The organism is Simplicispira sp. 125 (genome assembly GCF_003096555.1).
Taxonomy (GTDB): domain Bacteria; phylum Pseudomonadota; class Gammaproteobacteria; order Burkholderiales; family Burkholderiaceae_C; genus Simplicispira.
In genome coordinates this window covers 764503-789019 of record NZ_QEKM01000001.1, presented here as the reverse complement: position 1 = coordinate 789019, position 24517 = coordinate 764503, and the positions used below count along the sequence as shown (strand labels likewise).

Sequence of the window (24517 nt, the reverse complement as noted above, 5' to 3'; positions counted from 1 at the left end):
GCTCACTTGCGAGGCGACGTCATGAACTTGTAGATAATTTCGGCGATCTGCTTGGCCAGCAGTGGCGGGACCGCGTTGCCGATCTGCCCGTATTGCTCGGTGCGGTTCCCCTCGAAGAAGTAGTTGTCGGGGAAGGTCTGCAAGCGGGCGGCCTCGCGCACCGTCAGGCTGCGGCACTGCGCGGGGTCCGGGTGGATGTAGTAGTGCCCGTCCTTCTTGATGTGGGCCACAACCGTGGACGATGGGTGCTTGCCCATCTGCACGCGGAACCGATCCTTGAATGGGATCGTCTCATCGTCCACGTTCCCATGGTCCGGCAACAGCTTGGGCGGGAAGTTGTGGAGGTTAGGCGCGTATTTCTGCGTGGCCGCGAAGCAGGCCGCGAACATGTAGCGGTGCAGGTCCGTCCGCATGTGACTGCGCGTCTCATGTTGCAGCACGCCTCCCACCTTCGGGTCCAAATACCACTCGCGAAGGTCTTTCGGCATGGCTTCCCCTGGGGCGACGTCCATGGGGATGAAGGTCGAGCCAAAGGTCGTTTGCTTCTCAGCGCGCTTGATGAATTTCTCCATCGCGGCCTCGATCTCACTGCGCACTGGAAGGCGCCAACCCACGAGTGAAGCCGGCGACTCGCGCACCGCCTTGATCCAAGCCTTCTGCGAGTCAGGCTCTTTGGACAAGCGGCTGCGCAGCGCCGGCAAGCCAGCCAGCGCGGCGCTCACGCCCACCTTCTTCTTCAACTTCGTGAGCAGGAAGCTCTCCGGGTTCTTGGCGAGCGCAGTGGTCGCCGCAGCGACATCCGAGCGAACACCGAACAGGATCACTCGGTGGCGGCTCTGCGGAATGCCGTGGTCGTCGGCCTCGATCACATAGTCGGTGGGGTCGAGCTCGCCCTCCTCTTTGTGGACCACAAGCGACCTGACCTCGTAACTCAGATCCTCTCGCGGAGATTTAAGGTCAGCAAGAATTCGCTCAAAGATGCGCTTGCCAGAGTTGGTGGAGTTGAGCATCCCTTTGACGTTCTCCATCACGAAGACAGCCGGGGCAAATTTCTGGATGATCCGCAGATATTCAGTGTAGAGGAAGTGCTTGGCGTCGGCCTCGAACTTTTTCGGATCCTTGCTGCGCAGGCGCGAGCGTCCTGCCAGTGAATAGGCTTGGCACGGCGGACCACCGATGAGTACCCAGTCGGTTTGGTTGCCCAGGGCTGCCCGAATCCAGCCATCTACCTCCTCGGATGGAGTGGCGCCAAGCTCCGCACAGCGCGCCTCCGTGGCTGCCTGCTCGGCCGCGTCCTTGATGTCGGGATGGGCCAGGAACGCATCGCGGGTGATCTTCCCGCTGATGTAATCGTAATAGCAGCTCGGGACCTTGCCTTTGGGAAACTTGCGAAAGATCGACCGCAGCAGCAGCGTCCGGTGGGCGATGGGGTCCATCTCGACCGAGACCTTGACGGCGAAGCGCCGCGCCCCGGTCTCGTCAAAGATGGACGAAAAGCCTTCGCATAGCCCTCCAGGCCCAGCGAACAGGTCGATCACCGGAATCTCACTGCGCCGCGACATCAGTTCTTTTTCTCATTCAGGTCATGGAGCCACCAGCCCCGCCCAATGGAGCGCATAACAGGGCCGACAGCGAAAAACTTGGACAAAGTCCAGGCAACTTTCTATCTTAGCGGTTTTCATGGAGCACTTCACCCGGTGCCCCTCACATGCGCTGCGCATTCGCGTCACCTCAGGACGGCACATTCAGAGGGGTTTTATTCTCCCGGCTTATTCTTCGAAAAGTTCGTAACTACCCTTTGCCCCCCAAAGCTCTCGAACATATCGCCGCCTCTTCTACGCATCCTGACGCAGCCAATCTCGTCGTCAGGCGTCTGGCGATTTAGTCAATGAAGTGCTTTGGGGCGTTCGTCTTCTTCCAAATGCTCGATCCCCTGCCATGAACGCTTCCAGCATGTGCGGGATCAGCGTCACTGCATCGATCGCCCCGCCATAGGTCTGCGCGTGCAGCGCGGCGTAGCGGTCAAGTTCAGCCTTCAGACTTGTCTGACAAGAGAACGTGATCTTCGTGCTCTCGGCCTTGGGCAGCGGCCCTATCCGCAGCTTCCTGGCCCCGTTCATTTCGCAGTTCCACGGTTGAAGAACATCGGCTGGTACTCCCGCAGCACAAGGTCCCGGTTCACGATGATCCGAACCCGCAGCCCAGGCCGCGCCGTGAGCGTCGGCTGGATGTTCATGTTGCGCCGGGTGATCTCCTGCCCAATCTGGTTCACGCTGTCCTGCACACTATCGCGCCCGGCAATGACGATGCGGTTTCCATCCTGCCGGTTCTCGGGCGCGGCCAGCTCGGCCCCCATGCCCAGCAGCGTGGTCAGCGCCGCACCCGCCAGGATGCGCCCCCAGTGCCGGTCCACGCCTTCCTCCAGCCCGGCATAGCCCGCCGGATCAGTGCCCACGAGGTTGTCCAACGTCAGCGACGAGGTATCGGGCAGGATGACGCGGTTCCACACCATCTGCACCCTGCTCTGCCCATAGCTCACCTGACTGTTGTACTTGCCAAGGATGCGTGAGCCCTGTGGGATCAGCAGGAATTTTCCCGTGGCCGTGTCGTAGACCGGCTCCGTCACCGTGGCAATCACATCGCCCGGCAGGTCGGACTTGATGCCCGTCACCAGCGCTGCAGAGATCACCGTCCCTGCCATGACCTGGTAGGGGGACGCCGGCATCTGCAGATTGCCGGAATTGCGGGTTTCCGTAGTTCCGGCTTTCTGGAATCCCTCTTTCTGGTCCTGCCGGTTCTGCACAGCCGTTGGATCGGAAGGCTGGGCCGCCGTCGAGGCAAGCCCCGCCGCGAGCGGGTCGAAGCCTGCCAAGCCGGCTGCCAGGGTGTTCGGTGCGGCGGCAGCCTGCCCTGCAGGTGCAGCAGCAGTACGCTGGCTGGCCGAGCGGAAGAACACCGATGAAGCCGCTGCCGCCTCCGCTTCCTTGCGCAGCGCGTCCTCGGGGTCGTGTCCGGGTGGCCCGTACACAGGCTGTTGGGACTTCACGATGGCCGGTCCCAGATCGCCCGGCAGCGGTGGCCCCAGTTCAGGCACCTTCCGCAGTTTCGAGTAGTCAGATGGAAGCTGGTCCAGTCCTTCCGACTTCGAGACGCGGTCCACGTTGAACAACTCGGTCTGCTCGCCAGCGCCGCGCCGATGCGGCTGCAGCGACCAGATCATGGCGCCGAGCACGGCGACCGACAGGCCACCGGTCAACATGGCCAGCGTGCGCCGGTTCAAGCGTGTCACCGGGCGGGGCTGGGCGCGCAGCGCTACGGCTTCAGGTGCCACCTTGCCTGCTTGCGGCGTGGCGAGAACGGGTGCGTCGTCCTGGCTCATACTCAGCCTCCCCGCTTGCCATCCGTGCGCTCGATCCGCACCACCTCGCCCTTGTCGCCACCCAGGCGCAACTCCGCTGCGCCGAACAGCCGATCCACGATGTAGTACGGTGCGCGAAACCGGTAGTTCACCAGTTGCCCATCCCCCTGCGCTCCGATCACAAACAGCGGGGGCAGCTCGCCTTGTGCGATGCCCTGCGGGAACTGGATATAGACCTTCTCGCCATCATCGAAGGCTCGCAGCGGCTTCCACGGCGGGTTGCTGCCGCTCACCGCATAGCGAAAACGGATCTTCTCCAGTGTCAAGCCAGACTCCACCGGCGCCGCAGCGCTGGCCGCCTGCGCCTGGCGCTGCAGGGCCAGCATCTTGTCCTTCGGGTACTCCCAGGACACCGAGGCCATCCAGGCCTTCTCGGTCGAAGTCAGCTCGACCAGGTAGGTCCTGCGGTTGGTCGTGATGACCAGGTTGGTCTTGAGCCCCGAGCGGATCGGCTTGACCATCACGTTGACGCGCAGCGCATCGCCCGCGCCGCTGGAGGTGTCACCCACGATCCAGCGCACCGTGTCGCCAGCGGCCACCGTTACCAATTCCTCGCCCATCTGCAGCGAGATCACCGTCACGCGCCCCACGGCCGCATAGACCTGGTACAGCGCACCATCGGTGAAGGGCCAGACCTGGATCGCGTTGACAAAGCCCTCGCGCGTGGGCGCGACACGCGCCTCGGCGTTGGCGCGTGAGACCCGTTGCCTTTCATCGGGGGACTCGGGCGGCGCCTTGACCTCGCCATCCCCCAGTGGCTTCATCTGCGCGGGCATCGGCAGCACCTTCGGCACCTCCACCACTTCGACCGGCTTGGGCAGCTCGGGCAGTGGACTGGCCTGAACTGGCTCGTCGAGCGCGATGGTCGGCGGGGGCTTACCTGGCGTGGCGCAAGCCGACAGGATTGCGACGACCACGAATGCACAGATGCGAGAAAGCAGTTTCAAGGGATTCATCATTTGGCTCCTTCGTTGGCATCCAGCTCCCGGCTCCACGACAGGCCGTTGACATAGATGCCCAATGGGTTCTTGCGCAGCCGCTGCTCGGTACGTGGGGCTTGCAGCACCGTGGAAACCACGGCGTTCCAGCGCTCCGTGCCGGCGGGCGCACCGTTGACAAAGCGCTGCTCCGTCCAGCGCACGTTGAACGAGGCATCGCTCGCCCGGACCACGCTGGTGATCTGCACCGACACCGACTCCTTGCCGATGCGGGTGAACGGGTCATTCACCCGTGCGTAGTCGTTGAGCACAACCGCGCCCTTGTCAGTGGTGTAGTCATAAGCGTCGAGCCAGTTCTGCCGCACCACGATGGGATCGATGGACAGCGAACGCACGAGGCCGATGAAGCGCCCCAGGTGGTAGGCCACCTGGGCATCGCTCGGTCGGTAGGGCGTGGCAGCCTCGCCCACCGCGCGCACCTGCCCGGCCTCGTCCACCTCGATCACATAGGGGGTGACGATGGACTGCGCCGAGCGCCAGACCAGGCCACCGGCCATCAGCAGCGCCAGCGACAGGCAGCCAAAGGCCATCAGCCGCCAGTTCTTTGCCTGCACGCGGGCCGAGCCAATGCGCTCGTCCCAGACCTGGGCGGCCGATTGGTAAGGGGTAGCAGGCTGCGGCGTATCGCCATAGCGCACCTGCGGTCGTTTGAATCGCATGGGGGTTCTCCTTGAGGATCAGGAATCGCTTCATTCATCAGGACGCAAGCTGGGCCCCTGGCTGGAGCCGCCGCCGTCCCCACCGCGCAGCGAGTGAGCGGCGGCCGTGGCGGCATGGGTAAGCTGCTGCCGGCGATGCAGGCGCTTGGCCCATGCCGGCTGCTCGGTGGCTGCGGCCGGGGCATTGCTTTCGGCGGCAGCGCTGCTGGATGTCGAGGCAGCGTCCTCAGGCCGGAACGCGGCAGCCGCGCGCTCCTTCAGCGAACGCGCTCCATCCGCTACCTTCTGCCCGGCGGCTTGCGCGCCGGCCTTGGCGACGTTGCCCACGCCGGCCGCAGCACCCCGGACGCCACCGCCCGCAGCCGCGGAGCCTTCGTCGAAGGCCGCCTTGGCGCCGCGCGCACCGTTGCCCGCAAGCCGGGCTGCTCCGGGTGCCATGCGAGCCCCAGCAGCCACCGCACCGCCAACACCGGCTGCGGCAGCCCCTAGGGCAACGGCAGCGCCTGCAGCTCCCACCGCCGCGCCGGCCATGGCTCCCGCGCCAAGCTGCGGGCCTCCAGAGACCAGCCCCGTCGCTATCCCAGGCCCAAAGATCCCGAGTGCCAGCAAGCTAAGTGACGCCAGCATGATGACCAACGCATGGTCGAGGGACGGCTCACTGGGATGCACCCGGAACTCGGCGAATAGCCCCGAGCCGATGCCCACGATCACCGCCAAAACCAGCACCTTGATGCCCGAGGACACCACATTGCCCAGCACCTTCTCCGCGAGGAACGCCGTCTTGTTCCAGAGCGCGAACGGCACCAGCACGAAGCCCGCAAGTGTCGTCAGCTTGAACTCGATTAGCGTCACGAAAAGCTGCACCGCCAGCACGAAGAAGCTCAAGACGACGATGAACCACGCAATGAAAAGCACCACGATGGGCGCGAGATTGACGAACACTTCGGGGAAGCCGGCCAGGTCGTTGATCTGCTTGAGGATGGGCGTTCCCGCGTCGATGCCCGCTTTCGCGAGCCGCCCTGGCTGCAGAAAATTACCCATGCTCAGGGACGAGCCGCTGGCCGTAAGCCCCAGTCCCGCGAAAGACCGGAAGACGATCCCCGCGAGCATGTTGAAGTTGCCGATGATGTAGGCGAAGGCCCCCACATACAGCACCTTGCGCAGCAGTTTGGTGAGAACGTCCTCACCCTGGCCGCTGGCATGGCCCATCGCCCAGAACAGCCCCGCCAGCGTCATATCAATGACGATCAGCGTAGCCGTCAAGAACGCCACTTCCCCCTGCAGCAGCCCGAACCCCGAGTCGATGTAGCGCGAGAAGGTATTGAGAAAACGATCGATGACCGTCACGTCGTTCATGGCCTGACCCGCTCAGTTGCCGTAGAAGCTGGTGGCCTGCGGCGAGTACGGGGTGCCCGTGCCCATGAACCTGCGCGTCACCTCCCGCCCGCGCTCGGCCGCCGCCGTCTGGCGGGCCAGTTCCAGCGATGCCGCCCGGTCTTGAGTGATCTGCAGCCGCTGCACCTGGATGGACTGCTTGGCCTGCAGGGCCAGCAGCTGGTTCGTGGCCTGCATGGCCTGCAGGGCGCCCACCGCCGACTGGCTCTGGCTCACCAGATCGGCCAGCACGCCTTCGTCCTCGCCCAGGTTCTGCGATGCCTGTGCCTGCATGCGCAAGGTGGTCTGCAAGCCTTGCAGCGTGTTCTTCCAGCGCTCCTGCGCATCGCGGTACATCTGGTCGCCACTGACCGTTGCGGCGTACTGCTCGGGGTACAGGCGCGCGAAATCCCGGTCCATGGTCGCCAGCTCAAAGGCCAGCCCCTTGGCCTGCGCAATCAGGCGCTGGGTGGTCGCCAGGTTGGCGCGCAGCCGGCCCACCGCATTGAATGGCATGCTGGCCAGGTTGCGCGCGTCGTTCTGCAACTGTTTGATCTGGTTGTTGATCTGTTCCAGCGTGCGGATGGCCGTCAACGTGTTCTGGACATAGTTAGACGGATCAAACACGATGCGCTGGGCCAAGGCTGGCTGCGCGGCGGCGAAGGCCAAAACGCCGGCGGTGACCAATGCGGTACGAAGGTTCATGGCAGTTCTCCTAGGGGTGGACGGGAAGGGAAGCAACTGCAGGCGCTGACGGCAGCAGCTCAGCGGCCCAGTGCAGGCCGCGATGTCGCAGCCATGCGTCCGCGAAGGGCGAAGACGATTGAGCGGAGGAAGCCGCAGACGCCAGCACCGTGTCGATGGCGTTCTGGTCCTGTGGCGTGGAGGCCCCCACGAAAGCCAGCGTGGCGGGCCCCAGGTCGAGGTCGAACAGGCGATTGCCCAGGCGCGACTGGTAGTAGTAGTCCCGTTTGGGCTCAGCGGTCGCGACGATCTCGATCTGCCTGGTGTTCAGCCCGAAGCCCTCGTAGATCGTACGGATCTGCGGCTCGGCGGCCTGCGGGTTGGGCAGGAAGATGCGGCTGGGGCAGCTCTCGATGATGGCGGGCGCGATGCTCGAATCCTTGATGTCCGCCAGGCTCTGCGTGGCGAAAATCACCGAGACGTTCTTCTTGCGCAGCGTCTTGAGCCACTGGCGGATGCGTGCGGCGAACACCGGGTCGTCGAGGAACAACCAGGCTTCATCGAGGATCAGCAACGTGGGCGCTCCGTCGAACCGCTCGTCGAAGCGTGCGAACAGATAGCCCAGTACGGCCAGCACCGCGGCCTTGCTGTGCATCAGCTCTTCCATCTCGAAGCACTGCATATCGGCGTCGCCCAGCCGGTCATGGTCCGCATCAAGCAGCTTGCCGTGCGCGCCCCCGAGCACATAGGGCGCCAAGGCCTGGCGCAGCGCATTGGACTGCAGCAGTACCGACAGACCTGTCAATGTGCGCTGCTCCAACGGTGCGCCAGCGAGGCTGAGCAAGGCCGACCAGATGGCGGCCCGCTCCTCGGGGCCGACCGCCACACCTTCTTGAAGCAGCCTCCCTTCCACCCACTCGGCAGCCCAGGTACGGTAGCCTTCGCGGTCGATACGCGCGAGTGGCTGGAAGGCGATCTCTCCGTCTGCGCCGAGGTCGTAGAACTCCCCGCCGAGGCCCAGCACCGTAGCCCGCATCGAGCGCCCCATGTCGAAGGCGAAGACGCGCGAGCCGGGATAGCGCCGGAACTGCAAGGCCAGCGTGGCCAACAGCACTGATTTGCCCATGCCCGTTGGGCCGGCCACCAGCGTGTGACCCACGTCCCCGATGTGTGTCACCAGCCGGAACGGCGTGGCGCCCTCGGTCCGCGTGACGATCAGCGGTGGCCCGCCGAGATGCACGTTCTTCTCCGGCCCGGCCCACACCGCAGACACCGGCATCAGGTGCGCCAGGTTCAGCGTCGAGACAATGGGTTGGCGCACATTGGCATAGGCATTGCCCGGCACCGACGACAGCCACGCTTCCACCGAGTTGAGGGTTTCCGGAATGGTGACGAAGCCCCGTCCCTGGATCACACGCTCGACCATGCGCAGCTTTTCGTTGGCCACGGCCGGGTCGGCGTCGAGCACCGTCAGCGTCGTGGTGACGTAGCCGAAAGCGACCTGGTCGCCGCCGAGCTCCTGCAGGGCCGCATCGGCGTCCGCTGACTTGTTGCTGGCATCGGTATCGACCAGTGGGGACTCCTGCTGGAAGATGGTCTCGCGCAGCAGCGCCACGATGTTCTTGCGCTTGGCGAACCACTGGCGGCGCAGGCGGCGCAGCTCCTTCTCGGCCTCCGCCTTGTCCATGCACAGGAAGCGCGTGCTCCAGCGGTAGGCAAAGCCCAGGCGATTGAGGTCGTCCAGAATCCCCGGCCAGGTCGTGGTGGGAAAACCCCGAATCGTCGCCACGCGGATGTGCTGGTCGCCCAGCATGGGTGCCAGGCCGCCCACCAGTGCGCAATCGGCCAACAGCGCATCAAGGTGGAATGGAACCTCGGGCACCGACGGCGCGTAGCGCCGTGTGGATACGGTTGCGTGCAGATAGGTCAGCGTCCGGCTGTCATCGAGCCAGGCCATCTCGGGCATCACGCCGTCGAGCAGGTCAAAGATGCGGTCGGTCTCCGCAATGAAAGCGGCCAGGCGCTCGCGCCAGTCCACGCCCTGTGTCGGCGTGTTCTCGTAGAGCATATTGGCCGCCCTCGCACGGGACTCTTCCGGCGGAAGGTAGACGAAGGTCAGGTGATAGCCGCTCTCGAAGTGCTGGCCCGATCCCTCAAAGGCAGCCCGGCGCTCCTCATCCACAAGCCAGGACAGCGGCTCCGGAAAGTCGGAATGCGGATAGTGCGCGGCAGGCCGCCGTTCGGCCTCGATGAACAGGGCCCAGCCCGAACCCAGCCGGCGCAGCGCGTTGTTCAGCCGCGCCGACGTGGCGATCAACTCGCCCTGCGTGGCGCTGTCCAGGTCCGGCCCCCGAAACCGCGCGGAGCGCTGGAACGCTCCGTCCTTGTTCAAGACGACGCCCGGCGCCACCAGGCCGGCCCAGGGCAGCCAGTCGGCCAGCAGAGCGGGCCGCTGGCGGTATTCGGCAAGGTTCAGCATGGCATCCCCTCACACATCCAACAGCGGCTTGTGCTTGATGTGCCGCGCGAAGACCTGCATGAACTGCGGATCCACGCGTGCCCCCAAAACCGCCAGCGCATGGCCGGTAATCCAGAGCACGGCTCCCGGAATCCACAGTTGCAGGCCCAGCCCCACGGCAGCGGACAGCGTGCCCATGGCGATGGCCACGGTGCGGGGCGCGCCGCCCAGCAGGATGGGCTCGGCCAGTGAGCGGTGCAGCGGTACCTCGAAACCCGCCGAGATGCTTTCGCGCGGGCTCATACGACCGCCCCGCCCGAGAAGCTGAAGAACGACAGGAAGAACGAGGACGCCGCGAAAGCGATGGACAGGCCGAAGACGATCTGGATCAGCTTGCGAAACCCACCCGACATGTCGCCAAACGCGAGCGCCAGCCCGGTCGAGATGATGATGATCACCGCGATGATCTTGGCCACCGGCCCCTGGATGGACTCCAGGATGGCTTGCAGCGGCCCCTCCCAGGGCATGCTGGAACCCGCGGCCTGCGCGGTGCCGGCCAGGAGCAGCAGCAGCGCGCCCAGCAGCAGGCCCTGCATGGCAGGACGGGCGAGGACCTGGAGCCCCGAAAACTTGGAATGCGGATTTGCAGAAAAACGGAAAGCAGTAGCGTGTGTCATGGAAGTTCTCCAGGTTGGGTTGAGGAAGGGACGGGAACGGAGGGAAGTGGTTGCGCCAGGGCGTCGCCGAGCTGGTAGCTGGAGGCGTCGAAGCCGACCACACGGGCGATCTGGGCGATGCGGCGCCTGTACCCACGCCCGGCGATGTGAATCACGACATTGACGGCCTCGGCGATCAGCGCGCGGGGCGGATTGACCGCCACTTCGAGGATCAACTGCTCCAGGCGCAGCAACGCGCCCAGCGCGGAGCCCGCATGGATGGTGGCGATGCCTCCGGGGTGGCCCGTGCCCCAGACCTTGATAAGGTCCAGCGCCTCGCCGCCGCGCACTTCGCCCACGACGACACGGTCCGGGCGCAGGCGCATGGAGGAACGCACCAGCTCCTGCATGGACACCACGCCCTGGCGCGTGCGCAGCGGCACATGGTCACGGGCCGCGCATTGCAGCTCTACGGTGTCTTCAAGCACCAGCACACGGTCGCCGGTGGCGGCAATCTCGGCCAGCAAGGCATTTGCGAGCGTGGTCTTGCCAGTGCTGGTACCCCCAGCGATCAGGATGTTTTGCCGTTCGCGCACGGCCTCCACCAGAAAGCTCGCCTGGTCGGCGGTCATCATCCCGTCGGTGACATAGCGCGCCAGCGGGATCACGCCCACAGCGCGCTTGCGCAACGCAAAGGCCGGCCCCGGCGCGGCCGGCGGCAGGATGCCCTCGAAGCGCTCGCCGGTTTCTGGCAGCTCTGCGGTCAGCAACGGCTGGCCGCGATGCACCTCCGCGCCGACGTGGGCCGCGACCAGGCGGATGATGCGTTCGCCGTCCGCTTCGGACAGCTCCACGCCCAGCGGTGCACGGCCCGACGACAGCCGGTCGATCCAGAGGGTCCGGTCGGGGTTGAGCATGATTTCCACCACGTCTGGGTCTTCCAGTGCTGCTGCGATCACCGGCCCCATGGCCGTGCGCAGCATGCGGATGCGACGGTCCAGCGAGGTCGCCATGGGCGATGGGGGAGCGCCACTCACTGGGATCGCTCCTGCGCTTCGGCCTTGGCTGCCGTCTCATGGAGCCGCGCGGTGTCGGGTTGAAGCTCTTCGACCACGTCGCGCACCAGGCTGCGCCCGCGCAGCAGGTGACGGCCCAACTGTTCGACGAACTGCTCGAAGCGCGCCTTGCCCTGGGCTCGGGCTGCTTCCTGGTGCGCCTCGGGCACCGGCGTGCTGACGGTCAGGAAGTAGCGGATGAACAGCGCCAGCGTTTCGATTTCGATGTTCTGATCGCGCTCCAGCCGCTCGAATTGGCGGGTCAGTCGGTCGAGCCGCTTGGCGATGGCCGCCTCGCGCTGGTCGCCCGCGTCCGGCGACAGCCAGGACGCGAGCGCTGCCGCGACGATGGACGACTTGGAGATCCCCTTCATAGCGGCCAACTCGTCCAGGCGCTTGGCGTGCTCGGGTTGAATGAAGAGATTGAGGCGGGTTTGGCTCATAGCTGGATTCCGTCGTCAGGGTCGAGGGACGCCAGTCGGGCCGTGCGCTGCATGGCCGGATCGAGCTGACGGGGAAGGGGTAGTGGCAGGTCGTCGTCATCGAGCAGCGCCAGGTCGTTGGCCTGCGGAAACTCTTCATGGCTGTACTCGGCAGCCTCGGACAGCTCGGGTTGCCGGCGCGGACTACCGTCATCGGCGGTGCCGGTTTCACCATCGGCCAGGCCTGCGGCTGGTGTCGTTGGGGCGGCTGGGATGGCCAGACCGCTCCAGTCGTCGGGCCGTGTGGGCGGCGCATCGGTGTAGTGGCTGGGTGCAAGCACAGGCGCAGGCAGCACGCGCTGTTTGAAATTGGCGTCCGCGAAGTAGCGCAGCTTCTTGGCCTTGATCGGTGCAACGCCCGACACCATGATCACCGCTTGATCGGGTGGGAGCTGCATCACCTCCCCAGGGGTGAGCAGCGGCCTTGCCGTTTCCTGGCGCGAGACCATCAGGTGGCCCAGCCACGGAGAGAGCCGATGGCCTGCATAGTTGCGCTGCGCGCGCAGTTCCGTGGCCGTTCCGAGGGTTTCGGAAATGCGCTTGGCCGTGCGCTCGTCGTTGGTGGCGAACGTCACCCGCACATGGCAGTTGTCGAGGATCGAATGGTTCTGACCGTAGGCTTTGTCGATCTGGTTGAGCGACTGCGCGATCAGGAAACTGCGGATGCCGTAGCCGGCCATGAACGCCAGCGCCGTCTCGAAGAAGTCCAGGCGACCCAGCGCAGGGAATTCGTCGAGCATCAACAGCAGTTTGTGGCGGCGTGCGATGCCGTCCGAGCCGTCGAGCGATTCGGTCAACCGCCGACCGATCTGGTTGAGGATCAGGCGCACCAGCGGCTTGGTGCGGCTGATGTCGGATGGAGGGACCACCAGGTACAGCGATACCGGGTGCTCGGCAGAAATCAGGTCGGCAATGCGCCAGTCGCAACGCGAGGTGACTTCGGCCACCGTGGGGTCGCGGTACAGACCAAGAAACGACATGGCCGTAGACAGCACGCCCGAGCGCTCGTTGTCGCTCTTGTTGAGCACTTCGCGTGCGGCTGAGGCGACGACGGGATGCGGCGCATCACCCAGGTGCCGCGTCGTCATCATCCGGTGCAATGTCAACTCGAACGGGCATGCCGGATCGGACAGGAAATTGGCGACGCCGCGCAACGTCTTGTCTTCGCCTGCATAGAGCACGTGCAGGATGGCGCCGACCAGCAGTGCGTGCGAAGTCTTTTCCCAGTGGTTGCGGCGCTCCAGGGCGCCTTCGGGATCGACCAGGATGTCGGCGATGTTCTGCACGTCGCGCACCTGATGTGCGCCGCGCCGCACCTCCAGCAGCGGGTTGTAGGCGGCCGACTTGGCATCGGTGGGGTTGAACAGCAGGCAGTGCGAGAAGCGGGAGCGCCAACCTGCGGTGATGGACCAGTTCTCGCCCTTGATGTCGTGGATCACGGCGGAAGCCGGCCAGGAGAGCAGCGTGGGGACCACCAGGCCGACACCTTTGCCCGAACGTGTCGGCGCAAAGGTCAGGATGTGTTCGGGGCCTTCATGTCGGAGGTATTGCCCGTCATGCTGGCCGAGGAAGACACCGTCAGGCTGGGTCAGCCCGGCCTCGCGGATGTCAGTGGCATGGGCCCAGCGTGCCGAGCCGTAGGTGGTGACCAGCTTGGATTGCCGCGAGCGCCATACCGACATGGAGATGGCAACCACCACAGCCACCAAACCGCTGCTACCTGCGATTGCGCCTCCGATGTCAAAGACATGCGGTGCGTAGGCATCGAAGAAGAACCACCACTCGAAAAGCCGCCAGGGGTGATAGACCGGTGTGCCAGAGAAATCGAACCAGGGCGAGCCAAGGCGTGCTTGATAGCCCAGGGTGGCGGCAGTCCATTGTGTGGCGCTCCACACGCCAGCGACCACGATGCCGAAGACAGCGGCGATCTGCCCGAATAGCACACCTTGACCTTGCATCCTGACCTCCCAATTTCTCCTGCGCGGCAAGAGGCACGAAAACGTGCCGCACACTCGAGACTGAGGGCTGGATCAAAGTCGGTCAAAGACCGTTATCGGAACAACGATGCTCTACAAGGCATCAATTCCCGTAGCGGCGAAGCCAATAAAAATGCCGCGAGCGGCGGCATGCTGCGGCGTATCGAGCAAATAATGCAGCTTTTTTGCAATTCGTCCAAGATCAGAACTTGGCAGGATCTTTCGGTGGTGTGTCGGTTGTTTTACGATCACCGAGAAAGCGTCGGTTCGTCGCTTCCGCCACCCGGTTACAGAGTTCATCGCCGAGCTTGGCGCGCTCAAGTTTGCATTGCAGGCGCAGTGCCTTCAGTCGTTCGGGGTTGGCAGCAAGCGATTCCACCGTATCGATGGCCGGGGAAGGGCTGCACGCAGACAACACCAGCGTAAACAACAATGTGGAGAAGTGGGACAGAGGTTTCATCGCGGTCACCATACAGAAGGTGGGCTATCGGACTGGCCACACCGGATTAATTCGTTCGATAAAGCGGCTCAATTCCTGCGGCGGCTCAGTATTTCGGCGCAGCAGGTATGTCGTAAGCAGGGGCGTGCGGCCCGCAAGCGGACGGGTCACGATGGCGGGGTGATTGCACGTCGACAGGTGTGCCTCGGTAGCAAAGCCGAGGCCGAAGCCGGCAGCTACCAACGTGATCATCAATTCGTGGCTCGCTACCTGTTCAGCCACAATTGGCTCTCGGTGGTTGGAACGCAGCACCTTGGCGAGTTGTCGGCTACACCCTTCACTGACATCTGGGTCGCACAGCACCAATGGGTAGCGCAGTATCTCGTCCAGCGGCAGCTTCTTGTATGCGAGCAAAGGATGCCGCACCGGGACAGCGACGACCATGGGATCATTCCACACGGGTAATGCAATCAAACCGTCGTCCACCTCTGCCGATTGTGCGAAACCGGCATCGTACAGGTCGCAGCACAAGCCTCTCATCTGCTGCGCAAAGGGCACCTCGTACAAGCGTATATCCACCTCGGGCTCCTGCTCTCGGCACAGGGTCAGTAAGGCTGACAAACGAGCTTGAGACAGGCAGTCCGACAATGCAATTCGCAATTGCCCATAGTAGCCTGCCGCCACAGCCTTCACACTTTCACGAGCTTGTTGCAGTGCAGCGAAAATACGGGGTACATGCTCCAGGAACACCCGCCCTGCGTGCGTCAACCGCGTGCAGCGGGTGGTGCGCTCGAACAACAGAACACCCAGATCGGATTCAAGTTCCTTGATCGCTCGCGACAGGGGTGATTGTTCGATGTGCAGCTTCTCTGCCGCGCGCGCGAAATGGAGTTCTTCTGCCACGGCCACGAAACAACGCAAATGCCGAATTTCCATTCTGCCCTCTCGGATGCTGCTACCGAATCGTGCACGAGCACATGCTGGTGTTCATAGGAAATGACTCAGCGCGATTTTCGTGAACGCCAGGTAGATAAGTGCAAATGCACAACTACGTCTCGTCCCGCATAAGTTCGCGTTCATTAGGGCGACGCAGAACAAGTAGCAGCGGGTGGCAACGCTATCGCAGTCTCGATCGAATTTGATGGTCTCGAGGCAGCATTGCAGGTTGCTGAAGTCCCCGGCTTGAGAAGCCATGATCGCTACCATCGCTCTCTGGGTGGCGTAGGCCATGTCGCCATAGCTACGACACTCCTTTCCGCACCACTGATTTGAGAATCGATCATATTGGCATTACCTGCACGCCGATATCGACCGGTAGAGCATGGTGAAGGCTACTGGTGACAAGCGCATCAACGCCAGTGGCGGCGTAGTCGGCGGCGTTGTGCCCGTTGATGCCGCCAGCCGCCAGCAAGGCCATATGCGGGTGCTGCGCCCGGAATAGCGGACACCACTCGCGCAGTTGGTCTGCACTGGCTTTGTCGAACTGCACAACGTTGGCGCCGACTTGGGCCGCCAGCAAGGCCTCTTCCAGCGTATGCACTTCGATTACGCATTTTTTCTCAGCGAGCGCCGGGGCCACAGCCGTCAGGCGCATTTGCAGCGCACTCCAATCGCCCAGCAGTGCGCGGTGCTGAGGGAATACCAAAACCGTCTCGCCAACACTGAGTCGATGTGGAAAGGCCCCACCGCAGAGTGTGGACTTGAGCGCAATGCGGCGCAGGCCGGGTGAATGTTTGCGCGTGGTCAACACCGCCACACCAGGCGCTGCGGCATGCACCGCCTGCACCATGCGCGCCGTGGCACCAGCCACGCCGCAGGCATATTCGAGCAAGTTCTGCACCACTTTCCATGCGCGCAAAAGGCTTGTCGCTTGACCGGTAGCGACCAACAGCACATCGCCCGCTACCACCCGCGTGCCGCTAGGCAAGCAGCGCTGCACCTCGCCACCACAATGCTGCACCACGCGCGCTGCCTCTTCGGTGCAGGCGGCCATGCAGGACTCGCGCACGGAGAAGCAAATATCCGCCTGCTGCGTATCGATCTGCAGCAGGTGCGTGGTCAGGTCGAGCAGAGGCGCATCCTCGGCAATCCAGGCATCGATGGTGGCGTGGTCAAAAAAAACGGAATTCATAGCGCTCCCAAACGGCGTAACAGAACAAAAGCCAGCAGCGCGGCCACCGCCAGCACCAGCGACAACGTGTTGGCACAAGCCAGGTTGCCGTCCAGCACATGGTTGTAGATGGCCAGCGACAGCGTTTCGGTGCGCCCGGCGATGTTGCCGCCCAGCATCAGCGACAGCCCCACTTCGCCCAGCCCGCGCCCGCCCGCCAAAATCACCCCGGCCACGACGCCGCGCCGCGCCAGCGGCAGGTCGACGCGCAAAAACACCGACCACGGGCGGTGGCCCAGCATGGCCGCCGCCTCGCGCAGGCGCGGCGACACCCCGGCAAACGCCGCCTGCGCGGGCTTGACCATTAAAGGCAGCCCGGCAATGAATGCCGCTGCCACCAGCCCAGTCTGCGTAAAAACGATGTCGGGCCGCAATCCCTCGGGCAGCCACTGCGTGAGCCAACCCTGGCGCCCCAAAAGCAGCAGCAATCCATAGCCCAGCACGATGGGCGGAAACACCAGCGGCAGTGTCACCAGGGCGTCGAGCAGGCCGCGCCCGGCAAAGCGGCGCCGCGCCAGCTGCCAAGCCAAGCCACCGCCCAACACCAGTTGCAGCGCCATGCTCCAAGCCACCACGTTGAACGTGAGAGGCAGCGGCGCGCCGGGGCAGCCGTTGAGCACGTCCATTCAGGCCTCCATGCTCACAGGCCGTGGCGCTCCAGCACGCGCCGCGCCTCGGGGGTTGCCAGGTAGTTGAGAAAGGAGCGAGCACCAGCGCTGCCGCTGCGCCCTTTGATCACGCCCACGCTCAGCTCGATGGGGTCGTAGCAGCTGCCCGGCACATCCAGGCGCGCATACGCGCGCCCGTCCAGCGCCAGCGCCTCGGTCAGGTTGATAAAGCCCGCATCGACCTCACCAGTGGCCACGTAGGTGCTTACCTGCGGTACCGTTGCCACTTCCAGCAGCTTGTCGGCCAGCGCGTGGTCCAGGCCCAGGCGCTGCAGGCAGGTGGCGGCAGCGTTGCCATACACCGCCTTGGTCCGGTCGGGCAGCGCAATGCGCTTGAAACGAGGCTCTTTCAGCTCAGCGATAGTGCCGATGGCCTGGCCGCGCGCCAGCACCAAAACCAGCCGACCCTGACCAAGCAACACATAGCGCTCGGCCAGTTGCATGGACTCCATGAACACCCGGTCACCAACGATGAATGCGACGTCGGGATTCTGCTGCGCCTGCGTCTCGACCTGCTTCATATTCCCGAAGCTGGCTTCCGCGCGGACGCCACTGACCTTGCTGAAGTTCGCCAATAGCTCCAGCACGGGTTTGCGATAGCCTGCGCCTGCAGCGAGCAGCACGCTATCGGCAGCCCGAATGGGGCTCGACGTCAGGACCAGCATGGCAATAAGAAGATGGCGCAACAGCATCAGGTTTTCCAGGTTTTCATGAAATAGTGGTTCAAGGCGACATCGCAGCTTGAGTCACGAAACCGACACGCGTCAGGCCATGGCGCGCGAGCGCGGACAAGGTTCGGGCCATGTCGCCATAAGGTACGGCTTCATCGCCTTTCAGATGCACTTCGGTGTCTGGTGCTCTGGCGGCGAGTTGGTCCGCGCGCTGCTCCAGTTCGGTGAGCGTGATGGGCACGCCGTTCCAATGCAATTGACCCTCTTTTTGCACCGCAATTTCGATTTGCTCGGCCTTGCTCACATTGGGGCGGCTACTGGCCTGCGGCAATTCCAGCTTGACGGCATGTGTGAGCAAGGGCGCCGTGACGATGAAAACCACCAGCAGCACCAGCATGACATCCACCAAGGGGATGATGTTGATTTCAGAGGTGGGACGGCCCGCGCCGCCCGCACCCAGTGTTCCGAGTCCCATCACACGGCCTTTGCAAGATGCAGGGGCTTGGCGCCCGGCTCCACCAAAGGATATGGCGCGAGCGAATTGGCCCCTGGCGTGCTGCGCACTAGCGGTGCGCCAGTCACGACCATGGTGAGCACGTCGTGGCCAAAGGCATCGAGCTGGCACAACGCCACACGGTTGCGCCGCCCCAGGGCGTTGTAGCCCAGCACGGCGGGAATCGCTACGGCCAAGCCGATGGCCGTCATGATGAGTGCCTCGCCCACAGGGCCAGCCACCTTGTCCAACGTGCCCTGGCCCGAGATGCCGATCGCCAGCAAGGCGTGATAAATCCCCCAGACGGTGCCCAGCAGGCCGACGAAGGGGGCCGTGGATCCGACAGAGGCCAGAACAGTCAGGCCCCGTTCCATGCGCTGCGCCTCATCCTCAATGCCCTGGCGCAGGACGCGGGTCAGAAACTCCGACAAACCACCGGCCCGGTCGATATGGCTGGCATCGTGGGCGTCGTAGTGGCGAACGGAATCGAGCGCCAGATGAACCAGTCGCGTGCAAGGCACATCAGCGGCTGAAGACAGGCCTGCGATGGCTTCTGGAAAGTTTCTCGCCCGGTGGAATCGGGCCAGAAACGCCTGGCTTTGGCGGCGCATCCGAAAGTTATCGATCAAGCGATCAACGATCAGTCCCCAGGTGACCACAGAGGCCACTAGCATGAAGCCAAGGATGAACCGGGCGACCACGTCGGCCTGCCCTAGAAAATGGGAAAACCCCAGCATGGAGTCATTCATTACGAAACCCTCATTACAAAAGAAACGGGCACCAGCACCCAGGCGGCAACCACTTCATCGCCGCGCCGTGCCGGCACGAAACGCCAGTCCTGCACCGCGTCCATCGCAGCGCGGTCCAGCCGGTCAAAGCCGGACGAGGTCTTGATCTCGACACGCTCAGCACGCCCCTTTGCAGAGACGTACACACGCAGCATCACCCGGCCTTCTTCACCCATGCGCCGCGATGCCGGTGGGTATTGCGGCACTGGGTTCTCAAGGTAGTTGGCGTTGAAGACCGGTGGCACCAACGGTGCCGGCGGAGCCGCAGGCGCGGCGATGACCGGCCCAGGATCCACCGCAGCAGCAGGAGTCGGCTCTACCAGCGCAGGAGCCGCCACAAAAGACTCCGGAGCCGCATCGGCACGCGGTACAGCCGCAAGCACAGGGGCGGGACGCGGCGGTGGCAGCACACGTTGCCTCTTCGGTGGCGATTGGGGTGCCGGTGGCTTGGGCTGCTCGGGTGGTGCCACCGGCAACGACTGGGGCAATATCAGGCTTGCCTGAATGACCTGGTCAAGCGCCTGGCGCGCCTGCGGCGAGATGCTGAGCACGAGTGCCACCACCACCCCGTGCGCCAGCACAACCGCCAACCACGAACCCGCACGCCGCTGCCAGCGCGCGGCGTGGCGGGCCACCGCCGGAGTCGGGCCCAATCCATACATGAATTCTTCAGCAACAAACATCACGCCCGCGGCCGCAAACGTAAGGTGACGCGCTCCACCGTCTTGCCAAAGAAGTGGTAGCCCGACCCGCCTTCGGCCAGCAAGTCGAGCAGCACATCGGGGTTGAGAACACGTGTTCCACCGACGACAGTGACGCCGCGCAGCGCATACGGCTCTGTCACCAGCGTGGCCGTCGGGCCAATGATGGCGGCCTCGGCCCCAGGGCGCAGCAACTTCAAGAGGCCATCCAGGGAGCCATTGATGAGCGTGGTGCCTGTCGTGATGAAAACATCCGCCTTGGGAATCACCTCAGGCGCACTCTCGGCAGGCATGTAGAACGGTAACTCTTCGGGTTTGAGCGTGGAGAGGTCAAGCTCCAGTACATGGAAAGGTTGCCCCCGTTTGCGCAGCTCGCGCATATAGGGCGGAAAGGCCCCCACCAGGGCCACCTGATCGCCGGGTGCCAGCGGCAAGGCATCGAAGGCATCGCTAGTGTGCAGCTCTACGTGGGCTGGCGGCCCATCGCGCAGCCACAGCGTTTCGGCCAATGCGTTGAGCGTTGCAATAGCGAGCGCACGGCGCAGGTCCTGTGTGCGGTAAAGGTCTTCCAGCACGTCGACCGCACGGCGTCCGGCAATCTTGCCCGGTGTGGGCATGGCCATGGCAGAACTGGGGCAGCACACCGCTTCGGGCACGCTTTTGATGGGCGTGGCGCATAAACCGCCAGCGCCGTTGTTGAGCTTGACCCCGGTAAAGAAGATGCCCATTACGGCGCGTTCGATCAGCAGGGTCTCGACCTGATCGCCCAGGCGGTCACACACGGCTGCGTGCAGTTCAGACAACAGCGAGGTCGTTCGTGGTTTGTTGCGGGTTGCAAGGTCTTGCATCGCACACTTTCAGCAGCCACACCCGCCACCGGTGCGGCGAGCGAAATGAAGCTTGGTGTTGCCATAGTCGCCAGCAAGGTCGGCGCGTTCCGCGTCTACCAGACCGGCATCTTCGAGCCGCTGGCAGAACTTCTCGACCCCGCACAGGGGGTGGCTGTCGGTGAGCACCGCTTTGTCAAGGTCACGCAATCCCCCAGGGGCAGACTCGCAGGCCTCCAGGCAAAACCAGTGTGCACAGCACAACTCGCCACCGGGCGCCACGCGCGCAGCCGCCGCAGCCAACGCATCGGTAGTGGACTTGCGCACCGGATACAGGCTGTGGAACAACACCACTTTGTCAAAGGTCTCGTTGGTCACAGAATCCAGCGGTGTACCCACCAGTACCTGGCAGCGCTCAGCCACACCACATTCGAGCAACACCTTTTCTGCGCGCTGCTGCGCACCGGGCGCCACGGCCACCGTTGCACGCACTTCGGGTAATCGCTGGCACAGCGCAGCCGCCAGCAGACCATCACCACCGTCAAAACACAGAAGTGATTTCATCGTGGCTCCGCTGCATCCGCCGGAGCGACGCGATGCGAGGGTGGCCGCCAGTTTCTGGGCCTCGGCCAGGAAGGGATGCAATGCCAGCGTCTGTGGTGCCTGCCACGTTTTGGGTGGCCAGCCTTCCGTCATGAAGGCCTGCATGTCTGCCCAACCATTGGACGGCGCCAGCAAGGCTTCGAGCGTCGCCGCTTGGCACCATGGGCTGCTGGTCGTCAAAGCCTCTTTCATTCCTACAGGCAAGGTGTAGGCTGTTGCTTCACGCGCCAGGAGACCAAGATCTTCCAGTGCTTGTAGAAACGCGCCCAAATGCGCTCCCCGCAGATTTAGTGCGGCGCCAATGGTGGCCTTATCCGCGGGACCGTTCTCTTCCAGCCAGTCAAACAAGCCGCTGCCATAGCCTGCCAGCAAAACCTGAAACTCCTTGAAACCATTGACAATGCCGCGTACCGTGGCAAGTGCGGGCGGTGCTGTCAGAGAGGCGAGTTCGGTTCTTTCAAGTACTTGGTTCATTTTCAAGCTCCAATTTCATGTGAATGCGGTCAGCGGGTGACCGGCAGGCCACGCGGCCCACCTGCCAGGATTTCGTCGACCTGGGCCGCAGACAGGTCGATACCGAAAAGGTCGCTATAAAAGCGCTGCGTCTCCTGTTGGATGGAAACGTGGTCAAAAATGCGCGGGTGGAAATGGGAGGCGGCCCACAACACGGTGAGCGGCTGTTCAGAAGTTCGATTGCTCCAGGTATGTGCACCGCAAGGGGCCACCAGCACGCTGCCAGAATGCACGGCCTTGAGACCTGCAAAACGTGGGTCTTGCAAAACGGCTGCAGCCTCTTCACGGCCAGAAACAATCAAGAAATCTGGATCCCAAGCCAGCAATTGCTCCAGCGTGAAACTGCGTGTTTCCATTTGCCGGCCGTCATCTGTCACGCTGTCACCACCGGCAGCGCGAATCCACCATTCGGCGATCAGGTGGGGTTGGCGCAACGTAGCGGGACTGAAATACAGCACGCGCGGCCGTTTGGGCGCCTCTCTCTGCAAGACTGCATCAACCCGCCCCAGGATTTCGTCAAAGCGCGCTGCATAGCGCGCAGCCGCCTCAGGCTTGTTGAACAATTGCCCCAGCAAGCGCACTACGGCTTTGACGTCCTCTGGCTTGCGCCATGCAAGGTACAAGGCCGGCAGACCTGTTCGGTTGAGGGTCTCCGCCGTGGCGCGGTCCATCGTCAACACCACATCGGGCGCTGCCTGCATCAGTGCTTCCAGGTTGGGCGCATAGTCCGGGCTTTGCATGGATGGCAGCAGTGCCGTATGGGGAGCAAAAACCGTCTGGTAGCCCCATCGGGGCTTTTGTGCGAATACGGGCAAGCCATTGACGATGCGCCGCCCCTCGCCCACCGCAAACACCAGGCTGTTGAGCACAGGGACAGAACCCACGGTCGCGACATGTTCGATCGGCACCGGTACGGTGACGGTACGGCCCGCCATGTCCTGCAGCGTGTGCACAGGCGCGGCGTAAACCCAGGGTGCGCACCACAAGAAGCACATGAGAAAAAATCGGGCAATCATCTGGAGCCTCCTAAAACATCAAAGTCGCAAGACACAGGCCACGGCCTGTGCATCTTGTTGCAGCACATCCACCGCCGTTCCGTACAAAGCTGTGAGGGTGTGTGCCTGCAGCACCTCTTGCGCGGGCCCGGTGGCCGCCAGCCGCCCAGCGGAAATCGCCACCACTTGGGCATTGAGCAGCAGTGCATGCTCTGGCTGGTGCGTGGTCATCAGCACCGTCATGCCATCGGCGGCCAGGTCGCGGATGGTGCGCAACACCCGCGCCTGGTTCCCCAGGTCCAGGCTGGCCGTCGGTTCATCCATCATGAAAAGCCGTGGCTGTTGGGCCAGTGCCCGGGCGATCAATGCCAATTGACGCTCACCACCGCTGACCCGGTTGAATGGACGGGTTGCCAAGTGAGGGATACCTACACGCGCCAGCGCAGCGTGGGCAATGTGTGTGTCGTGCCGACCCGGCAAGGCCAGGGGTGGCAAATGGGGGGTGCGCCCCATCAAGACGGTGTCAAGCAGAGACAGACCACTGTCGCCTGCGGCTTGCGGCACATACGCCATCTTGCGGGCCATCTCGCGTGTGGCGGTATAGGCCTGCCCGTCGATGCGTACCTCTCCACGCTCTGTTTTCAGCGCTCCAATCAGGCAGCGCAGCAAGGTGGTCTTGCCGGTGCCATTGGGACCGAGCAGGCACAGGATTTGCCCTGCGTTCAGTTGCAGATCGATCCCATCGAGCACAGGCGGTAGCCCTGGCGCACGGCGGTATGCCAAGTCTTTGACGGTCAAGACCATTGGCGCCTCGCCCGCATCAAGACGGCAACAAAAACCGGCGCACCCAGCACCGCCGTGACAATGCCCAGAGGCAGCTCGGATGCAAACGCGCTGCGGCACAGGTCGTCTACCAACAACAGGTAACCGGCCCCCATCAACGCCGAAGTCGGCAATAAAACGGCGTAGGCGGGGCCTACCAACAAGCGCGCCAGGTGCGGCACCAGCAAACCTACCCAACCCACCGTGCCGGAGATGCTGACCGCCGCAGCCGTCATCAACGTGGCCGCCAGAATCAGCAATGCGCGCAGGGCGCGTACTGGTATACCCATGGTGCGGGCCTCGTCATCCCCAGCCTCCAGCACCTGGGTCGGCCAGCGCAGCAAGAACAGCGAAGCCATGCCGGCCAGCGCAAACGGCGCAGCCCACGCGAGATCCGTCGTAGTAACCCGCCCGAGGCTACCCATCAACCAGAACACGATGGCAGGCAAAGTATCCAGGGGATCGGCCACGTATTTGAGCGCCGAAGTAAATGCCATGAACAGGGCCGAGACCACCATCCCCGCCAATACCAGCACCAGCGCGGAGCCTTGACCCAAGCGACCCGCAATGAACATGGCCGCGCCCACCGCCAACACACCGCCCGCGAATGCCGAGCCCTGCACCATCAACGCGCCCGCATGCAACAGCATGGCCAACGCGGCTCCAAACCCGGCACCTGCAGAGACGCCCAGGATGGCGGGTGACGCCAAGGGGTTGCGAAACAGCGTCTGGTAGGCGGCACCGGCCGCAGCCAGGCTCGCGCCGACCAGCATCGCGGCAAGAACGCGCGGCAAACGGACGGATAAAACGACGTTGTCCACCATCAGCGGTTGCCCAGAGTCAGTGCCTGACAGCGCTGCCCACAACACCTTCAACACCATTCGGGATGACAGCGGGTAGTGACCCAAGCCCATCGAAAAGACAGCAAGGGCCAAAACACATAGCCCCAGCAATACCAGCGGCGCCAGTCGCTGGCGGACTGACACGAAAGACGGGCGACCGATATGCGGCACGGGCATCGCGTCAAGACGCGGCCTGGCATCCAAGGCGTTGGAATGATCCATGTG

At 63.8% G+C, this 24517-nt stretch carries 26 protein-coding genes; all 26 read right to left on the bottom strand.

Annotation, left to right across the window (positions count from 1 at the left end):
- Positions 1–2: 2 nt before the first annotated feature.
- The 26 genes from C8D04_RS03685 to C8D04_RS03555 all read right to left on the bottom strand — a co-directional run bounded on the left by C8D04_RS03685 (position 3) and on the right by C8D04_RS03555 (position 24514).
- Positions 3–1562: a DNA cytosine methyltransferase gene (locus C8D04_RS03685; protein ID WP_116003643.1), complete on the bottom strand. Its 1560-nt coding sequence runs from the start codon at positions 1560–1562 to the stop codon at positions 3–5.
- A gap of 303 nt (positions 1563–1865) precedes the next feature.
- Positions 1866–2120, bottom strand: a complete 255-nt coding sequence (locus C8D04_RS03680; RefSeq protein ID WP_116003642.1) for a DUF2274 domain-containing protein — start codon at positions 2118–2120, stop codon at positions 1866–1868.
- Positions 2117–3379 (bottom strand): TrbI/VirB10 family protein, encoded by a 1263-nt coding sequence (locus C8D04_RS03675; protein WP_116003641.1) that lies wholly within the window; start codon positions 3377–3379, stop codon positions 2117–2119. The genes C8D04_RS03680 and C8D04_RS03675 overlap by 4 nt, the downstream gene beginning before the upstream one ends.
- A 2-nt stretch (positions 3380–3381) precedes the next feature.
- On the bottom strand, positions 3382–4374 hold the full coding sequence (gene trbG, locus C8D04_RS03670) for a P-type conjugative transfer protein TrbG (RefSeq protein ID WP_116003640.1): 993 nt from the start codon (positions 4372–4374) through the stop codon (positions 3382–3384).
- Positions 4374–5075: a conjugal transfer protein TrbF gene (gene trbF, locus C8D04_RS03665; protein ID WP_116003639.1), complete on the bottom strand. Its 702-nt coding sequence runs from the start codon at positions 5073–5075 to the stop codon at positions 4374–4376. Before trbF ends, trbG begins: the two co-directional genes overlap by 1 nt.
- A gap of 30 nt (positions 5076–5105) precedes the next feature.
- Positions 5106–6431 (bottom strand): P-type conjugative transfer protein TrbL, encoded by a 1326-nt coding sequence (trbL, locus tag C8D04_RS03660; RefSeq protein WP_116003638.1) that lies wholly within the window; start codon positions 6429–6431, stop codon positions 5106–5108.
- Between the two features lie 12 nt (positions 6432–6443).
- Positions 6444–7154: a P-type conjugative transfer protein TrbJ gene (trbJ, locus tag C8D04_RS03655; protein WP_116003637.1), complete on the bottom strand. Its 711-nt coding sequence runs from the start codon at positions 7152–7154 to the stop codon at positions 6444–6446.
- A gap of 10 nt (positions 7155–7164) precedes the next feature.
- On the bottom strand, positions 7165–9612 hold the full coding sequence (gene trbE / locus C8D04_RS03650) for a conjugal transfer protein TrbE (protein WP_116003636.1): 2448 nt from the start codon (positions 9610–9612) through the stop codon (positions 7165–7167).
- Between the two features lie 9 nt (positions 9613–9621).
- Entirely contained in the window at positions 9622–9894 is a 273-nt protein-coding gene (locus C8D04_RS03645; RefSeq protein ID WP_116003635.1) for a VirB3 family type IV secretion system protein, read from the bottom strand.
- Positions 9891–10268: a TrbC/VirB2 family protein gene (locus C8D04_RS03640; protein WP_116003634.1), complete on the bottom strand. Its 378-nt coding sequence runs from the start codon at positions 10266–10268 to the stop codon at positions 9891–9893. Before C8D04_RS03640 ends, C8D04_RS03645 begins: the two co-directional genes overlap by 4 nt.
- Positions 10265–11260: a P-type conjugative transfer ATPase TrbB gene (gene trbB, locus C8D04_RS03635; RefSeq protein ID WP_116003633.1), complete on the bottom strand. Its 996-nt coding sequence runs from the start codon at positions 11258–11260 to the stop codon at positions 10265–10267. Before trbB ends, C8D04_RS03640 begins: the two co-directional genes overlap by 4 nt.
- A gap of 20 nt (positions 11261–11280) precedes the next feature.
- The gene (locus C8D04_RS03630; protein WP_116003632.1) at positions 11281–11745 is read right to left on the bottom strand and encodes a ribbon-helix-helix protein, CopG family; all 465 of its coding nucleotides are present in this window, start codon (positions 11743–11745) and stop codon (positions 11281–11283) included.
- Positions 11742–13742 (bottom strand): conjugal transfer protein TraG, encoded by a 2001-nt coding sequence (locus C8D04_RS03625; protein ID WP_116003631.1) that lies wholly within the window; start codon positions 13740–13742, stop codon positions 11742–11744. Before C8D04_RS03625 ends, C8D04_RS03630 begins: the two co-directional genes overlap by 4 nt.
- Before the next feature lie 220 nt (positions 13743–13962).
- Positions 13963–14220: an EexN family lipoprotein gene (locus tag C8D04_RS03620; RefSeq protein WP_116003630.1), complete on the bottom strand. Its 258-nt coding sequence runs from the start codon at positions 14218–14220 to the stop codon at positions 13963–13965.
- Positions 14221–14244: 24 nt separating this feature from the next.
- Positions 14245–15135 carry a LysR family transcriptional regulator gene (locus C8D04_RS03615; protein WP_116003629.1) on the bottom strand — a complete coding sequence of 297 codons (891 nt, stop codon included), beginning with the start codon at positions 15133–15135 and terminating at the stop codon, positions 14245–14247.
- 343 nt (positions 15136–15478) lie between these two features.
- On the bottom strand, positions 15479–16330 hold the full coding sequence (gene modD / locus C8D04_RS03605; RefSeq protein WP_116003627.1) for a ModD protein: 852 nt from the start codon (positions 16328–16330) through the stop codon (positions 15479–15481).
- Positions 16327–16995 carry a molybdate ABC transporter permease subunit gene (gene modB, locus C8D04_RS03600; protein WP_199562964.1) on the bottom strand — a complete coding sequence of 223 codons (669 nt, stop codon included), beginning with the start codon at positions 16993–16995 and terminating at the stop codon, positions 16327–16329. The genes modD and modB overlap by 4 nt, the downstream gene beginning before the upstream one ends.
- A gap of 14 nt (positions 16996–17009) precedes the next feature.
- Positions 17010–17729, bottom strand: a complete 720-nt coding sequence (modA, locus tag C8D04_RS03595; protein ID WP_199562963.1) for a molybdate ABC transporter substrate-binding protein — start codon at positions 17727–17729, stop codon at positions 17010–17012.
- Positions 17730–17760: 31 nt separating this feature from the next.
- On the bottom strand, positions 17761–18183 hold the full coding sequence (locus C8D04_RS03590) for a biopolymer transporter ExbD (RefSeq protein ID WP_116003626.1): 423 nt from the start codon (positions 18181–18183) through the stop codon (positions 17761–17763).
- Entirely contained in the window at positions 18183–18950 is a 768-nt protein-coding gene (locus C8D04_RS19095) for a MotA/TolQ/ExbB proton channel family protein (RefSeq protein WP_116003625.1), read from the bottom strand. Before C8D04_RS19095 ends, C8D04_RS03590 begins: the two co-directional genes overlap by 1 nt.
- Positions 18950–19672: an energy transducer TonB gene (locus tag C8D04_RS03580; protein ID WP_199562962.1), complete on the bottom strand. Its 723-nt coding sequence runs from the start codon at positions 19670–19672 to the stop codon at positions 18950–18952. Before C8D04_RS03580 ends, C8D04_RS19095 begins: the two co-directional genes overlap by 1 nt.
- A complete protein-coding gene (locus C8D04_RS03575) occupies positions 19672–20538 on the bottom strand; it encodes a DUF364 domain-containing protein (protein WP_116003624.1) in 867 nt (288 codons plus the stop codon). Before C8D04_RS03575 ends, C8D04_RS03580 begins: the two co-directional genes overlap by 1 nt.
- Before the next feature lie 9 nt (positions 20539–20547).
- On the bottom strand, positions 20548–21594 hold the full coding sequence (locus C8D04_RS03570) for a methyltransferase dimerization domain-containing protein (RefSeq protein WP_116003623.1): 1047 nt from the start codon (positions 21592–21594) through the stop codon (positions 20548–20550).
- Between the two features lie 29 nt (positions 21595–21623).
- Positions 21624–22649, bottom strand: a complete 1026-nt coding sequence (locus C8D04_RS03565; RefSeq protein ID WP_116003622.1) for an ABC transporter substrate-binding protein — start codon at positions 22647–22649, stop codon at positions 21624–21626.
- An 18-nt stretch (positions 22650–22667) separates the two neighbouring features.
- Positions 22668–23426: an ABC transporter ATP-binding protein gene (locus tag C8D04_RS03560; RefSeq protein ID WP_158550276.1), complete on the bottom strand. Its 759-nt coding sequence runs from the start codon at positions 23424–23426 to the stop codon at positions 22668–22670.
- Positions 23423–24514, bottom strand: a complete 1092-nt coding sequence (locus C8D04_RS03555) for an iron ABC transporter permease (protein WP_233521099.1) — start codon at positions 24512–24514, stop codon at positions 23423–23425. Before C8D04_RS03555 ends, C8D04_RS03560 begins: the two co-directional genes overlap by 4 nt.
- Positions 24515–24517: the final 3 nt, after the last annotated feature.